This window comes from Brevibacillus sp. AG162 (assembly GCF_006715575.1).
GTDB classification, from domain to species: Bacteria; Bacillota; Bacilli; order Brevibacillales; family Brevibacillaceae; genus Brevibacillus; species Brevibacillus brevis.
This window is the reverse complement of sequence record NZ_VFNO01000010.1, coordinates 81,451-96,735: the sequence shown is the minus strand read 5'-3', so window position 1 is coordinate 96,735 and position 15,285 is coordinate 81,451. Positions and strand designations below refer to the sequence as shown.

Annotated in this window: 16 protein-coding genes and 1 pseudogene; 15 read left to right on the top strand and 2 right to left on the bottom strand. The window is 44.7% G+C overall.

Annotation, left to right across the window (positions count from 1 at the left end):
- Window positions 1-24 precede the first annotated feature (24 nt).
- The 3 genes and pseudogenes from FB479_RS24400 to FB479_RS24390 form a co-directional block, all read left to right on the top strand.
- Window positions 25-1,326, top strand: a complete 1,302-nt coding sequence (locus FB479_RS24400) for an AAA family ATPase (RefSeq protein ID WP_142067004.1) — start codon at window positions 25-27, stop codon at window positions 1,324-1,326.
- Window positions 1,327-1,338: 12 nt separating this feature from the next.
- Entirely contained in the window at window positions 1,339-3,057 is a 1,719-nt protein-coding gene (locus FB479_RS24395; RefSeq protein ID WP_142067003.1) for a hypothetical protein, read from the top strand.
- Between the two features lie 62 nt (window positions 3,058-3,119).
- A pseudogene (locus tag FB479_RS24390) lies at window positions 3,120-3,308 on the top strand (MarR family transcriptional regulator); the annotation flags it as partial.
- 61 nt (window positions 3,309-3,369) lie between these two features.
- Here the strand turns inward: FB479_RS24390 and FB479_RS24385 are convergent.
- A complete protein-coding gene (locus FB479_RS24385; RefSeq protein ID WP_142067002.1) occupies window positions 3,370-4,248 on the bottom strand; it encodes a 5'-3' exonuclease in 879 nt (292 codons plus the stop codon).
- A gap of 249 nt (window positions 4,249-4,497) precedes the next feature.
- On the opposite strand from FB479_RS24385, the gene FB479_RS24380 reads away from it, so the two are divergent.
- The 12 genes from FB479_RS24380 (at window position 4,498) to FB479_RS24325 (ending at window position 14,503) form a co-directional block, all read left to right on the top strand.
- The gene (locus FB479_RS24380) at window positions 4,498-4,704 is read left to right on the top strand and encodes an alpha/beta-type small acid-soluble spore protein (protein ID WP_106655386.1); all 207 of its coding nucleotides are present in this window, start codon (window positions 4,498-4,500) and stop codon (window positions 4,702-4,704) included.
- Between the two features lie 187 nt (window positions 4,705-4,891).
- A complete protein-coding gene (locus FB479_RS24375; protein ID WP_047067209.1) occupies window positions 4,892-5,149 on the top strand; it encodes a hypothetical protein in 258 nt (85 codons plus the stop codon).
- Between the two features lie 104 nt (window positions 5,150-5,253).
- The gene (locus tag FB479_RS24370) at window positions 5,254-6,129 is read left to right on the top strand and encodes a M23 family metallopeptidase (RefSeq protein WP_142067001.1); all 876 of its coding nucleotides are present in this window, start codon (window positions 5,254-5,256) and stop codon (window positions 6,127-6,129) included.
- 14 nt (window positions 6,130-6,143) lie between these two features.
- On the top strand, window positions 6,144-6,959 hold the full coding sequence (locus FB479_RS24365) for a GTP pyrophosphokinase (RefSeq protein ID WP_106655384.1): 816 nt from the start codon (window positions 6,144-6,146) through the stop codon (window positions 6,957-6,959).
- 46 nt (window positions 6,960-7,005) lie between these two features.
- A complete protein-coding gene (locus tag FB479_RS24360) occupies window positions 7,006-8,226 on the top strand; it encodes a D-alanyl-D-alanine carboxypeptidase family protein (protein ID WP_142067000.1) in 1,221 nt (406 codons plus the stop codon).
- A 188-nt stretch (window positions 8,227-8,414) separates the two neighbouring features.
- Window positions 8,415-9,290 carry a glycosyltransferase gene (locus FB479_RS24355; protein ID WP_142066999.1) on the top strand — a complete coding sequence of 292 codons (876 nt, stop codon included), beginning with the start codon at window positions 8,415-8,417 and terminating at the stop codon, window positions 9,288-9,290.
- Window positions 9,250-10,005 (top strand): glycosyltransferase family 2 protein, encoded by a 756-nt coding sequence (locus FB479_RS24350; RefSeq protein ID WP_142067074.1) that lies wholly within the window; start codon window positions 9,250-9,252, stop codon window positions 10,003-10,005. Before FB479_RS24355 ends, FB479_RS24350 begins: the two co-directional genes overlap by 41 nt.
- A gap of 183 nt (window positions 10,006-10,188) precedes the next feature.
- The gene (gene deoD / locus FB479_RS24345) at window positions 10,189-10,896 is read left to right on the top strand and encodes a purine-nucleoside phosphorylase (RefSeq protein WP_106655380.1); all 708 of its coding nucleotides are present in this window, start codon (window positions 10,189-10,191) and stop codon (window positions 10,894-10,896) included.
- Window positions 10,897-10,976: 80 nt separating this feature from the next.
- The gene (locus FB479_RS24340) at window positions 10,977-11,666 is read left to right on the top strand and encodes a DUF4241 domain-containing protein (protein ID WP_142066998.1); all 690 of its coding nucleotides are present in this window, start codon (window positions 10,977-10,979) and stop codon (window positions 11,664-11,666) included.
- A gap of 1,472 nt (window positions 11,667-13,138) precedes the next feature.
- Window positions 13,139-13,702 carry a YkoP family protein gene (locus tag FB479_RS24335; protein WP_142066997.1) on the top strand — a complete coding sequence of 188 codons (564 nt, stop codon included), beginning with the start codon at window positions 13,139-13,141 and terminating at the stop codon, window positions 13,700-13,702.
- A gap of 68 nt (window positions 13,703-13,770) precedes the next feature.
- Window positions 13,771-13,959 carry a hypothetical protein gene (locus tag FB479_RS24330; RefSeq protein WP_142066996.1) on the top strand — a complete coding sequence of 63 codons (189 nt, stop codon included), beginning with the start codon at window positions 13,771-13,773 and terminating at the stop codon, window positions 13,957-13,959.
- Between the two features lie 328 nt (window positions 13,960-14,287).
- On the top strand, window positions 14,288-14,503 hold the full coding sequence (locus FB479_RS24325) for a hypothetical protein (protein WP_142066995.1): 216 nt from the start codon (window positions 14,288-14,290) through the stop codon (window positions 14,501-14,503).
- A 77-nt stretch (window positions 14,504-14,580) separates the two neighbouring features.
- Here FB479_RS24325 and FB479_RS24320 read toward each other — a convergent pair whose 3' ends face one another.
- On the bottom strand, window positions 14,581-14,787 hold the full coding sequence (locus FB479_RS24320; protein ID WP_106655357.1) for a hypothetical protein: 207 nt from the start codon (window positions 14,785-14,787) through the stop codon (window positions 14,581-14,583).
- Window positions 14,788-15,285 lie beyond the last annotated feature (498 nt).

Sequence of the window (15,285 nt, the reverse complement as noted above, 5' to 3'; positions counted from 1 at the left end):
CAGTCCGTCGTGCAGCCAACTACGATGAATTCGACTACACCCATCCAACGTAAAATGGACCAGGCAATTGAGCTTTTGGAGCGCCGTTTCCTGGAAAGAAGTGAACTGATTCGCCTTTTAATGCTCGGCATCATGAGCGGGGAAAACGCTTTGTTAATCGGTCCGCCGGGAACAGCCAAGTCTCAGCTAGCACGATCTGTCTCTCAGCTTTTTGGATCGGGACATTGGTTCGAGTATTTGCTTACCCGTTTTACGACGCCCGATGAGATATTCGGTCCGGTCTCTCTCCAGCAATTGAAGCTGGATCAATACGTACGAAAAACAACAGGCTATTTGCCCAACGCGCAGTTTGCGTTTTTGGACGAAATTTTCAAAGCGAACAGCGCGATTCTGAATGCGCTGCTTTCAATATTGAACGAACGAATTTATTTCAATGGCAGAGAAAAAGAGGAGGTTCCGTTGCAGTTCTTAATCGCTGCATCGAATGAACTTCCCGATGACGATGATCAATTGACTGCTCTCTATGACCGCTTCCTGTTCCGTTATGAGGTTCACTATTTGAAGCATGCCGCAAGCTATGAGCGCATGTTTTCTTTGCCAACGACGCCTCTTCCTGTTGTGTTCTCGCTGTATGACGTGAAGGATATTCAAGCGGCAGCGAAGCAAGTGGTCATTCCAGAAACCATCATTTATTTCTTGTACCGTCTAAAACAAGACCTGGAAGCAAAAGAGTATGTACTCTCCGACCGTCGCTGGAGCAAAATCGCGCATGTATGGCGTACTTCTGCTGCCTTGCATGGACGTGAGCAGGTGACCATCTGGGACACGGTTTTCACTCCGCATATGCTGTGGAATGTTCCTGAGGACTTGACGGTCATGCAGGAAGCGTTTGAACAACAATTTACGGAAATGCTGAAGAGTGATATGGAGAATGAATTACCACTCCAGCGCTTCGGACAAATTGCGGATAAATGGAAGGAAAAAGAATCGGATCTGCATGCGTTCCAGTTTAAAAAGGAAGTGGGCGCAAAGCTGGGCAAGGAAGCGATGGAGCGCAATATCCGTTTGTTGGAGGAGAGTCGCGAAGAGGTAGAAGAGACGGCGCGAGACTTGCGTAATCGTCTCATTCAATGGGAGAAGCGGGAGCACGATCTGCATACCTATGTCCTGGAAAAAAACCGTTTGATTCCCCATGTAGAAAAATACGCAGTCAAGTATTCGTACCTGCGAATTGAAGGCGAACGGATTTTGCAGCAGCTACAGCGCACGTATCGGACGATTTTTGACAAGGAAATCCCCGGGGCGGATTATGATTTTACGTTGTAGGGGGTAGTTCGCATGATCATTCGCGCTAGCGGTGTTGATCGCTATGTATTTGAAACGTATCTCGCCTCTTCGCGCACTGCTCAGGAATGGGTTCATGAGGCGCGGGTACGAGCAGCATGGTTTGATTTGGAGCTCTTGGCCGATTTTTTCCTCGTCTTTTATTTGGAAAAGCCGGAGATCGATCTGACGCAAGAATCCACTCCTTTTCATCATTGGATGATTCGTACGCTCATGAAGCAGTATTTTACACGCATGATTCATCCTCGTACAGTCGGGCAGGAAAGTGCTTCGTTCAAAACCGCGATCAAGGCCTTGCTGTGGCTGACAGAGACGTTTTCCGAGGAAGTGAAGCAGCGGGAGAAGGATCAACGGCTTTCTCCGCTCTTAACTGGCTTGAAAGACCAGCAAGGCCAGGAAGGCAGTCAACAAGCACAGCTTTCCGAGCTGCTGACAGAAAAGCAAAAGGCCAAGCTCGAGTTAGTCGGCTATACGCTTCAGCAGGGGAAGCGGGTCGTGGAAGACAAGCAAGAGGCCATGGACACCAAGCCGTTAGTACGGGCAGAGGTACTGTCCTTGCAAAATCGCATTACTGAGCTGCAAGAAGAAATGAAAGTTCAGTTCACGAAACGGACCAAGCTGCTGCAAAAGGTGAAAAAATTGGAGGGTGAGCTCTCTCAGCGCGAAAAGCAGCTGGATCGACTGCAAAAGCAAGAGAAGGAAGCGATCGCCGCTTTTGAAAAAGAGCTGGGACAATGGCTGGAGCAATCGTTAAAGGCGACCCTATCCACTGAAGAACTCGATACGCTTTTTGTTGAAGAGGTATTTACGGCCAGTCAGCGTTTTGCCAACCGAAGCTGGGGGCATGAGCTTGGCAAGCTGCGCAGGCAAAGCTTTGAGCAGTATTTAAAATGGATTGAGAAATTGAAGCGACATCCTGACCTGGTCGCTTTTCTGAACGAGGTAGGCAGGCAAGTCCATCGCTTCCGTGTGAAGCGCAAAGAAATTCGCTCCAGACATTTTCCAGAGGAATACTATGACTTGCGGCAATCGGGCGATATTGCACGCATGCTGCCTGGTGAAGCCGTGCTTCTCGCTGATCCGGACTTCGAGAACTATTTCATGCTCAAATGGCTGGAGCAAAAGCTCATGACCTACGATACCTCAGGATGGGTAGAAGAACCGCCAAAAGGTCCGGTGATCTGCATGCTGGACACATCCCATTCGATGCGCGGAAGTAAGCTGCGGCTTGCGCAAATTTTCATCATGACGTTTGCCGCCCTCTCGATGCTGGAAAAGCGTGATTTTATCCTCCTCTTGTTCGGGGCAAAAGGCGAGATCAGAGAACAACCGCTCTACTACAAAAAGCCAGATTGGCCTGCCTTTTACGGCTTGGCGCAAATGGCGTTTGGTGGAGGGACTCACTTCGATGCCCCAATGAAACGAGCCATCGAGCTGGTTGAAAAAGAACAAGCGTGGCGTGGTGCAGATTTTGTCATGGTAACGGATGGAATTGGGGGCATATCTCCTTATGTCCAAGAAAAACTCATCTCTTTGGGCCAGCATAAACAAGTTCGCTTGCACAGCTTGATTGTGGGTTCTGCGAGGCAGCATCTCGTACAAGCGTATGATTTGCTGGGCGTTTCTCACCGCGTCAAATTTGCGACGAGCTGGGAAGCGGATGGGGAGGAAAACACAGGGCTGCTCCTGGATGTATTTCAAACAGCTAAATAAGTGATTCGACGTCAATTCCAAATCTCGTCTCCTCTCGTGGGACGGGATTTTTTTAGGAAGCGATTCTCGAATTTCTGGGAAACGGACCAAAAACAATGGGGGATATTAGCAAGGCTGTTGATTTGTCAAACAGCACAACTTCAGGCTTAATTAGTAGGCTGGAGGAGGAAAATTTGGTACGAAGATTCCGAGACCGAACGGATCGTCGAATCGTGTGGGTTTCACTGACGGAGCGATTATGCAGTGCCTAAAGGAATCGGCTGAAAAAAAGTGGATAGACCGCTTCCTCTCAGCCGATAATCATGACCCCAATTAACCAACTCTCGCTGCCATCGTACGTCCGAATTCAAGCTCGTCGAATTTGCTCTGAACGAGTTGACGATCGTATTCCCACACGGCATCCTCCAGTGCATACTCCACCGGAACATCCCGAATAATCGTAGCCAGCTTTCTGCTCAAGTACACCTGATCGCGATTCTCTTCCAGCTTGCTGCGCATTTTAGGCGTACAGCTTGCCAGATTTACATATAGGTTGTCCAGATCACCATGCTCGGTAATCAGTTTTGTCGCTGTTTTCTCGCCGATACCTGGGCAGCCTGGAATACAGTCAGATGCATCTCCCATTAAAGCTTTGACGTCAACGACCTGTTCAGGTGAAATCCCACGCAACGCCAAGAGGCTCGCTGGATCATAATGCTCGTGTTTGCCACCGTTTTTCAGGATTTTTACACTAACTCGTTCAGATATGAGCTGCAAGCTATCGTAATCCCCTGTCGCAATAATGACCTCGTGTCCTTCTTCGGAAAGACGTGTGGAGAGCGTACCCAATACATCATCGCCTTCATAGCCTGGGCAACCCAAGTTCGGAACCGAGAACGCATCCGTTACTTCTTTTACCAAATCGAATTGTGGAATGAGCTCATCCGGTGCCGCTTGACGATTTGATTTATAGCCGTCATACCATTGACTGCGCACCAAAGATTCGCGCGAAGCGACATCCCAGCCCACCACGAGATGAGTAGGACGTGTCAACTCTGCGTAATCGAGCATCATCTTTGTAAATCCATAAACCGCATTTGTGTACACACCTGTTGAAGTCTGGCGATAGGCTCCACCCCAAGCAGAACCATAAAAGGCACGAAATAAAAAGCTCATGCCATCGATGAGCAGTACTTTTCCTGAATCACTCACAAAACCTTGCCCCTCTCACTACCAAACTATACGCACCATTATAGCATAAAGGAGCGGGACAACCTTGTCAGATTTTACAACTGAAATATCGAAAGAAAACGTGCATGTACTTTTGTTGCGGTGGGATGATAGTACCACAAGAGGTCAACAACCACCTCTTGAAAATCAACTTCCGGTCTCAAGGCGAGAAGCAAACGCTGACGGTGCAAACCCGTCCCGGGAGAAAAAACGCGTCGGGAGGAATCAATCATGGCTAACAACCAAGGTGGCACCAACAACCTGCTAGTTCCTCAAGCGAACCAAGCTTTGGATCAACTGAAGTATGAGATTGCATCTGAATTCGGTGTAAATCTCGGCCCAGACACTACTTCTCGTCAAAACGGTTCTGTTGGTGGCGAAATTACCAAGCGTCTGGTGAGCTTTGCTGAGCAACAAATGGCAGGCCGTCAAGTTTAACGTACTGACAAGTAAATAGCTGGATGAAGAGAGGTCCCTTTTTAGGGGCCTTTCTATGTTTTTCCATTAAAAGCCCTTTTCTTTCCTGTGTGGTGCAAACACACAAGCACAATCGCGGACTAGTCATATGGTGTAACGAACAGTTAACTATCCTCGTTTGTCCAGTGGAAAGGAGCGACGTCCGGCTATGAAGAAAAAAGAAATCAAGCAACTTTTAAAAAAGCATCCCGAATTTGAAGCGTGGGTTCTCGAAGATTCCATGCGGATTAGAGCGGTTCGTAGCAACCCGGGAATGGCTGAAGAGCTGTTTAAAAGATGGAACGACCGAAAAAAAGGGGTGCTTGATTTTGAAGGCATCTCGCAAAAAACAAAACGTGCAAGCGAAATGCTGACAGGCGTGCAATCCATCATGGAAATGATGTCGGATTATTCGAAGAAACAGTAAGATTACATTTGGAATGTTTGGAGAAGGCTAGCTCATTAGCCTTCTTTTTCTTTTTCCTTTCAGGGTGTGTTTTGTTATACTAGAAAATGGGAGGGAGCATGTCTATGTTCAAATCAATGGTTAGTCTCATGTTGGTCACAGCATTGACGCTCGTCTCTGGGACAAGCATATTCAGCCAGACAGTAGAAGGGGTTTACGCCCAAACAACGAAACAACAACCAGCAATCAGCGTAACACCAGCCAAAACATATCCTGGGGACGTTATTTTTGTACGCAGTAAAGAGCCACAAACCGTTACGGTATTCTCGCAGAACTATCGTTTGCAAAAGACTCAAGATGAGTATGCCCGGTTCATCCCGATTCCTTTTAACACGAAAGCAGGGACCTATAAAGTTACATCTGCTGACAAAAAACTTTCCGTAACTGTGACAATCGCACCGAAAAAATTTGAAGTAGACAAGCTCACGGTAAGTAAACAGCTCAACAAAATGCGACAGGATACGAAACGAATCAATGCCGATCAAAAAAAGATCAATGCAGCCCGATCAAACTCGAGAGCGATTCCGTATTTCTCGGAGCCGTTTAAACAGCCAGCAGTCGGAAAATTAACGACTCCATTCGGCTATCAACGCGTAGTAAATGGTGTGCCAGCCAACCGGCACTCTGCGATTGACATCGCGAACAAAACAGGAACGCCAATTTGGGCGAGCAACCATGGGAAAGTGGTTCTGGCCGACTCGTTATACTTAACAGGCAATACCATCATCATCGATCACGGGTTAAATATTTTTTCGATATATGCTCACTTGTCCAAGCTAGATGTCAAGACAGGGCAAGAAGTGAAACAGGGACAGGTGATTGGACAAATGGGTAGCACCGGTTTTTCTACAGGTCCTCACCTTCATTACGGCATGTTAGTGGGAAATACGTATGTGAATCCGCAGCCGTTTTTTGATGCATCACCTTTCCTCTGGAAGTAATTGGAGGTGTCTTCATGAGAGTCACAAATGTGCCAAGCAAAGTGCTCAACAACATGGTTCATTTCTTGGCGCCGTATGAACAGGCAGTTGAAGAGCTAAAGTTAAAACTAAAAGGAATTAAATACGGCTTTCTAAAAAGCGGCCGCTATTCTCCTATTGAATTTGTTGTCGGACGAGTGAAAAAAGTCGACAGTTTAGTAAAGAAGGCGAATGAAAAAGGAATCGATTTTTTGGGAGATCATTGGCAAAGTGACGTCGCCAAGGAAGTCCAGGATATCGCGGGTCTTCGAGTTGTATGCCGCTATGTAGACGACGTGCGCGAGGTGCAGCAGTTGTTGCAGGAGCGGGAGGATATCGTCATTCACGATGTCAAGGACTACATCGCAGCTCCAAAGGATTCCGGCTACAGAAGTATTCACATGATTGTTTCGTATACGGTATACCACGGCAGCGAAAAGAAAACACTCTTTTGTGAGATCCAAATCCGTACATTGGGCATGAACTTCTGGGCGACGAATGAACACGAACTGCGATACAAGTATGCGGGCAACATTCCGACAGACGTGTTGGAGCAGCTTCATGAAGCGTCCGTGATCACGCATCAGCTCGACGTGCTGATGAACAATTTGCGTCAAGAAATTCTCACACCGGCAGAAGTTGATACGACACTGGAAGAAAAATTGGAGGAAATATTTTCCTTGTACGTCAAGCAGGATTTGGATTCGGCCGCAGCCTTGTACAGGGAACATGTCAGTGGTTTCGAAGAGGCTTTTGCGGACAATCCAAAGTTTAAAATGATTCACGATTTGTTGGGGATCCGGTTGAAATAACGTCTCCTGAAAAAACGCGACAAAGTAGGAAAGGATATAGACTAACATGCGCTTTTTACTAACGAACCTACTCGTTGTGGTGATGGTTTTGTTCAACCTTGGCATGCCTTTCGCTTTTGCCGAGGAGTCATCAAGCCTGGAGCCTACTACTCTCACTGGACAATCAGCCATTCTGATTGATGCTACAACGGGACAAGTCTTGTTTGAAAAGAACCCTCATGAGAAGCTGTACCCTGCTAGTATTACAAAAATCGCAACAGGTATTTACGCGATAGAAAAAGGGAATCTGGATGACACTGTCACCGTCTCAAAAAAAGCACGCCGTGAAGAAGGAACACGTGTCTATTTGGAAGAGGGAGAACAGATTTCCCTACGCAATTTGTTGTACGGACTGCTCATGAATTCTGGCAACGACGCTGGTACAGCGATTGCGGAGCATATGAGCCAGACGACAGAGCGTTTTGCAGTGGATTTGAACGCCTATTTGAAAGAAAAAGTAGGTGTCACCGAAACGAATTTTAGCAATCCACACGGACTGCATGATCCAAATCATTACACGACCGTCGCTGACATGGCCAAAATTTCGCAGTACGCGATGAAAAACCCCGTTTTCAGGGAGATTGTCGGTACGAAGCGGCTGCCTTGGCATGGACAAACGTGGGAGACAGTGTTAGTGAATCACAACAAGCTCCTGCGCGATTACGAAGGGGCGACAGGCATCAAAAACGGTTTCACAGATCAGGCAATGCATACGCTGGTAGGCTCCGCCAAGCGTGGAGAAATGGAGCTCATCGCTGTCACGATGAAGGCCTCTACAAGTGCAAATGCATACAAAGATGTGAAAAAGCTACTGGACTTTGGCTTTCAAGGATTTGAGACAAAACCAATCGCCAAAAAAGGAGATGCTTTTTCAGAAGTAGCTGTTCCTGGCAATAACTCCGTTGTGACTTTTACAGCCAAGGCGGACTTGTATGCGACGGTTCCCAAAGGTGTGGAGCCTTTGGTAAAGTTAAAAGCAGATGGGAACCTGTCTGTCCAGGCTGGCAACCTAACCGTCTCTTATCCGTTGCTTCGTCATGATCCGCCTGCTCCAGCTCCTGCTTCTGTATTTGGGGATTCAGAAAGTGGCAACACACATCCTCTGGCCCGTTATAGCGTATTAATCGTCTGGTTAGGAATGAACCTTTTCTTAATCGTGTATACGTTTTCCCGTGCACAGAGGAATAAACGAATTCGTGAGCGAAACCTTCAACGGCGGTTCTACTAATACAAAAATGAGAGTCAAAACAGGACGTGGCAATATGCGCGTCCTGTTTTTTTTGTGAAAGCGCATGGGAAAACCAGTGTTCCAAGCAGGTCATCTCTTGTTGAGTTATGATGGATAGATGCCGTGTCCAATCGTGAAAAACGAGCGTACATTAGAGTAATCACTTATCTCTGGTGAGGGGGATTGAGATGGACAACCGAATCTATGATCGCCCTGCCGTGTCCGTCATCATCCCAATGAGTGACAACGCCAGGAATATGAAGAAACTGCTCTCTATTGCCAAAAGAATAGATCGAGACACGGAAGTAATTGTCGTACGCAACGGAGTAAGCTCCAAAGAAGCTATCCTGTCCAATGAATGGGGAGCCCTCGTTATTTCAACCGGTTTGGAAGTAGACAGCCATGAGGCCAGAGCGATTGGCTCTGCTCACGCGAGGGGAGACGTTGTCCTTTTTATCGACGAACGCGTCGCCGTGCCTCTTTTATATTTGAAGAAATATGTCACGCTGGTCAAAAAGGGATCGGATGTCATTATCACGACATGCTCCAACCGCTCGGTATCAAGAAGAGGAGGAGGTTCACCAAGAAGTGCCTATTGCTTGCTGAACCATCTTCTTGGTCAAAAAAGCATGGGCTCCGCTTCCTTTGAAAACATACCCTTTGCTTTGAGTCGATATGCTCTGGAGGCAATTGGTTCCAAGACTTTAATCAATCCGGCAGTTGCTTTGGTTCAAGCGTCAGTCTTGGGGCTCAAAATGACGACAATCGCCCCGTTTGCCCCGGAAAAACAAGCAACTGGCACTCGTGATATCGTGCGAAAAGACATCCGTACGATTTATCGTGAGCATGCAAAGGCAATCCAGTTACTAACGGGTGGAACGAAGCTGCGACGCGGAGAGCAGGATGGACAACGACACCGCGACTTGGTGCATTCATCGAACGTTTTGCATTTGCGCTCGGTCATTCATCTAGAATCGCGCGTTAAGGAGGGTGGTGGATGGGGTGGCAAACGCAAAGCGAAATATGCGAGATCCCACAAAAAAAAGCAAAGAAGAGAACATTAATGGCAAAGAAAAATGCCAGAACTTAAATCGATTAAGTGTCATCCTCTCCGTTCACCACCACGAGCGGACGATCAAAAAAGTACTCAAACAAATTGAGAAGCTCCGGCCCATGGAAATCGTACTCGTTGTGGATGGCTGCCCGGATCAATCGGTGAAAAAGATACTCACATATTCCTCCTGCCCACTCACAGCGTTTGTGTACCCGTTTCCTTTAGGGAATGATGTATGGAGAGCAATTGGTGCCAAGGAGGCCGCAGGAGATGTGTGGTTGTTTCTCGATGCGGATCACGTCGTAGCTGCAAATGATATGCAGTCCTTTGTCAGAACGTGTTACCGGGGAGCAGACATCGCTTTGAGAAAGCGCATGACATCACTTCGACGACCATCAATGGAACCGGATACCATTTTGCTAGCGAAGACATTTCTCAATACCTTGGTTTCACGACATGAACTAGGGACTTCCTCGATGTACGATTTGCCTTTTGCTATGACGCGACAAGCTGCCTCTATCATAGGCGTTCAACATTTGGTCGTACCTGCAGTTGCGCACGCCATTGCTCTACACAATCAATTGCGAGTCGTGCCATCTCATTACATTGCATCAGCAAAGCTTACGAGAAAAAGAGCGACACAGAGAAAGAATAAACCGAGCGTTAACCAGACGATCCTGGGAGATCACCTGGAAGCGATGGACTATGTGTTGTCCCTCAAATGAATGAAACCGTTGTTGAGGCGATGCCGTCTGTGGGTATCGCTTATTCGTTATTTTCAAAAGTCTCACGCAAATGAGCAATCATAAGCCGCTGGAATCATTTGATCTCTTGACTTTGCATTGTTCGGTTTTTGTAGTACGATAGGCAAGTAGGTCATTTTTTTCTGATAAAGGAGCAAACAGATTATGAGTATTCATATTGGAGCACAGCAAGGTCAAATTGCTGAAACCATCCTGCTGCCGGGCGATCCGCTACGGGCCAAATACATTGCTGAAACTTTCCTCGAAGGAGCAGAGTGCTACAACAACGTGCGTGGCATGCTCGGCTTCACAGGTACATACAAAGGTAAGCGCGTTTCTGTACAAGGAACGGGCATGGGAGTTCCTTCTATCTCGATCTACGTCAATGAACTTATGCAATCTTATGGCGTTCAAAACTTGATCCGCGTAGGCACTTGCGGCGCGATCCAGGAAGACATCAAAGTACGTGACGTGATTATTGGTATGGCTGCATCATCCGATTCCCAAACGAATCGTCTCCTGCTCAATCAGGTTGATTTTGCTCCTACTGCTAACTTTGATTTGCTGCACAAAGCGTATCAAGCAGCGACAGAGCGCAATCTGTCTGTTAAAGTGGGCAATATCTTTACGAGCGACAGCTTCTATCGCGAGAACTTGGATTTGTACAAAAAATTGGCTTCCTATCAAGTGCTTGCTGTTGAAATGGAATCCTCCGCACTGTACACATTGGCTGCAAAATACAAACGCAACGCATTGTCTATCCTCACCGTAAGCGATCACATCCTGACCGGTGAAGAAACTTCCGCTGACGAACGCCAAACGACCTTCAATGAAATGATTGAAGTGGCGCTGGACGCAGCTCTGATCAAGTAAATTAGCATGCAGACGACATCCCACTGGCAAACTATCGTCAGTGGGATTTTATGTAGAGAATGGAAAAAGGGGATGAAATCATGATTCATAACTGCCCTGCCTTTTTTGAAACGGCATTTGACGAAGGGTATACGATAGAGCAAGAGGGCTATTTCTATCGGTTGTTCCGCCAAGATGTGGGCAAGCTTCAGGTGAAAACAGGAAAAATCGTGGCGAATGATCCGTTTGTCATGTTTGAGACGGAACCGTTTACAGAGGTTTTCCCTAAGGGTAGCTTCCCCGTACAGCTCGCAATCGCGCAAGTTCAATCCCTGTCAAAGGAAAACCAAACAGATGACTCTCTGGAGCCAGACGAACGGGTAGCATTGGCACGGATTGCCTTCTCGGATAAACCTGTCGTGTCTTGGGAAATGGCTGTTTGGCCGGAGTCAGATGTGTCACAGCTTGGCGAAGGTGAATTTTTTGGCTACGGTGTGGATGCGGGTACAGGCTCGTTCATGGATACAGAAGCTTGCGCGCTTTTGGAACGAGAAATGGAGAAGGACGAGATGTTCTATGAGACGTTGACGAAGAAAATGGACCAAACGTATAAGCACACGCGGAGTTGGGGTCTAATAGATTTAGCGGGAGGCTGTAATGCTGCCATGTTTTCAACAGGATGGGGAGACGGCAGCTACGCGAGCTATATCGGTTATGATGCCGAGGGACAAATCGCACGTTTGGTAACAGATTTTTACTTGTTGGATTGGATGGGAACGGCTGAAGAATAGAGGTTGGGGTAAAAGGGGAAGGAAGAGAGAAGAAAAGCTTATAGACGCCAAAGTAGAGTGCCTCCGTGGCACTCTTTTTCTATTGGTTATTTTTTCTTATTTCGTTCGAGATATTGCGCCAAGTTGTTCAAGGTATTTTCGTACGATCTTTTTTTCGGTGTAGTGGTGATCGCTTTGGATTTTGGGATTACTTTGGTCATTTGGGGACCTCCGGGCGTTTTTAGTTATAGTGATCTTAATTATATTATAAATGAATTTACAATAAATGTAAATGCTGTTTTTTTATTTAAAATGAATTTTTTTATTCTAATGAAATTTAAGCAGTTTATGTAGATAGTTGATAAATGTTTGAGTGATGGTTCAGACAGCAGTTTGGTTGCTGCTGGTAATGTCTTACTGTGAAGCCGACAAACATACTGGAAAAGCTCCTGATTACTATTAAGGTTTTTATGAGAGCGTGTTTCGGCACATGCATGTATGTCATTTGGGACCAACAGATGGGAAAAAGCTATTTAATTTGCATCATCTTTCAATTAGATTCATGTACGAACGAGTTTGTGACACGTAGCTTATAAAACAGGTGAGTACCCCTCTTAGAAATTATGCATTTCATTTTGAGTCCGATAATATATATTATGTAAACTGATAAAAAGAGCAGAAATCGGCTAGGTGCAAATATAATGGGATTTTATCTGGCGACACAAGCATACTACTAAAGTAGTCATTAATATGTATTTAGCAGTAAGTTTGTGTCGTGAAAACTGTGACACAAGCTTACTGCTTTAACCAGCGTCATACTTGTTAAATAAATTATTTAGATTATATACGAGTCACAGTTTAATTAATGTAAACAACACGAGTAGCCTAACGATACATAATTGGTGAAATAATCTACATCAATATCATCTATAAGTGATTCAAAAGCCCCGATGCATTTACACTTGGTATATACGTTCTCGCGTTCGATCAAAATAAAGTTCAGTTCATGAAATAACATTTTTATGAACTGAATATAATTCTGCATAATAGGCTGCTCATCAGCCAGTGATTCAAAATGTAAAAACTGAATTGTCAATAAAAACTCCTGCACGGTTTCTTCAAGATACTTATCTTATTTAACATGCCTTAATTCGTTGATAATCCACCGCGCTTATTTTCACCTTCCACAAAAAGCTTTCTCAATCTATTTGTGGATAATCCTCTACTCTACCTATTCTTAGGATTAATGGAATAACCCAAACACCGTGATACCAAGGGTTGCAACAATAAAGAGGCTCCATGCGAATACTGAATGAAATGCTGCAAACCTCTGCCGGATTAAACTGATGTAGGAAAGTAGCTTGTATTTTAAGGGGTAAAAAATCCGGGTCCCCTCTCTTTTCCATTCCTTGCGATGAATATCTTTTTTTCAATTGTTGACTCTAAGTTTCATCATGACGTGTTCAAATCATTTTTCATGGAGATTAAAGAAGATGAAAACTTTCATTCACATGTGGTCACTTGTAGACAAACTCTATTTTTGCTTATCCCGCTTAGAGTATGTGAATCAATCCGAAAGAAATATTTTTCGTGTAAAACCTCTGTTTTTTCGCGGTGACGCCCTTTCAATGTCTGACGGAACTTCATTTCTTCCCAACGATCTGCTACTCAAGATCCACTTGCATAACTGCTCACTTTTAAAAGAAATGATGACGATAGAAAATGACGTTAAGCGGGCATTGTATGTGTATAATCGGGTTGAAAATTCTCTTCCCGGTTTAGCACAATTCATAGCCAAGCATCCGCAGGAAAAACTAATCAAAGGAATTATCGGGATTACGCTTTTGACGCGAGGAGTAAAAAAGCTTGGATTTGAGGTTAGAGAAATAAACAATCCACTTTATCTACAACTGAAACAAGCCTATTTAAAACCGATGTTTATTTTATGTCATCCGAATCGAAAAAGCATGGCCAAAGAAAAAGATCTGGTCCCGAAATTCCTAATCATGTCAAAAGAAAAATTGCTGGAAAATTATTTGTCAGCTCCGCCGAAGTGAATCGTATTTTTGAAAAAAGGACATAATTATGTTTGTTAAATATCAAATCGAACAACAGGAGGTTAAAAATGCCTGATAATCAAGAGCAATCAGCACTGGAAGCCACGTCAGCAGCAATTAAAAGAGGGGTTGAAACTGCAACGGATGCTACTCAAAATGCACTGGAAACTGCCAGTGATGCAACTCAATTTGCTATTGACGCAACGGCGGAAAGCGTTAAAAAAGGTAGTGAAAACATTAACCGAATTCAAGAATAAACGATCTTGACCTGTTGATAATTCGTCACGATCCTTCACCCTACATTACAGCAGGGTAAGCACATTAATGGCCCCTTTTATAAGAGCAAGGCGCTTGTTTCCGGTGCCTTGCTTTTTTTGTGGGAAACTGTCTATACTCGCAAAATAATTCCGTACGATTTTCAATTAAACAACTTACTATAATATTTTTTAATGTTTCTAAAAAACGTATTCAATTGCCCATATTATGCTTAATGCTTTGTTTTCCATTCATAAATCATTTATATCATCAACACGAACGGTTTATGGATGTTTTGGGCATACTGAAAACTGTTAGGAGGGAAAAAGATTGGGGAATAACGAAGCAAAGAAAACAATGAGGTTTTGGATATTTGCGGGCATAGCTGCAATTGCTTCATCTCAATTACCATTACTACTCAAAAAACAGCAACAAGAAGAAAATCAAACAAAAGAGCCAAAAAAGAAAAAATCAAAGTGGATGATGTTTCTTATAGGAGCTGTTTTGTTTGTGGTTATTCTTTGGTTGTTCGATTACTTCATTTAATTCATCATCCAGTTCTAAGGAAATGAAATAAACCCGCCTCTTCTGCAGAAACGGGTTCAATCATATTTTTCGTTTCATTACCCCTTCATGTAGTGATCAAGAAATGAATGTAAAGAGTCATCAAGCAGGGTTTCACGTTTAGGATCTTCATTCACATCGCTATCGATCTCAAGATTATCACTATGAATGGCTTCGGTATCCTCTTTTTTTCCGGTGATAAAGAATGTGGACATATTTTGTTTTGTGTCATTTTTAGAATTTTGTATTTTTTCACCTTTATTCATGCTCTTCTCCTTATCCAGTTTTTTCTGGGGAAATCTCTCGGGCAAGAGAGGGTTATGAAGTTTAGTTTATTTGTCATCTTTAGGACTCCCGATTCTAAATTCCTCCTCATGAGTCTGGAAATACTAGTCTATTCTGTGCGGGAGCTTCTATCTAAGATTCGACGTTCCAACCTAAGCGAGCTAAATCTAAAGCGATATACACTACGTCACCATTGATCTGCCGATGTAGAATCGGTCGTTCAAAAAGTTCCTCTAGTGATTCCCTATTTATCCTTTTCTTACTCTCAATTCAAATACGCTCTGTAAAAGCCACTGATATTTCACAACTTCTCAGTTCACTTTATGAACAGAAAAAACATAACCAAGTCTAACTGGCATTTGTTTAAGTGGCAAAAATCACTTCGTCATGGAGAATCTTCCTTAATAGTGAAGCTAAGTGTGCAGTACATCCATTCCATAAGCAGAAACCTGCGATGGAACCCATGGTGATGCCGACGT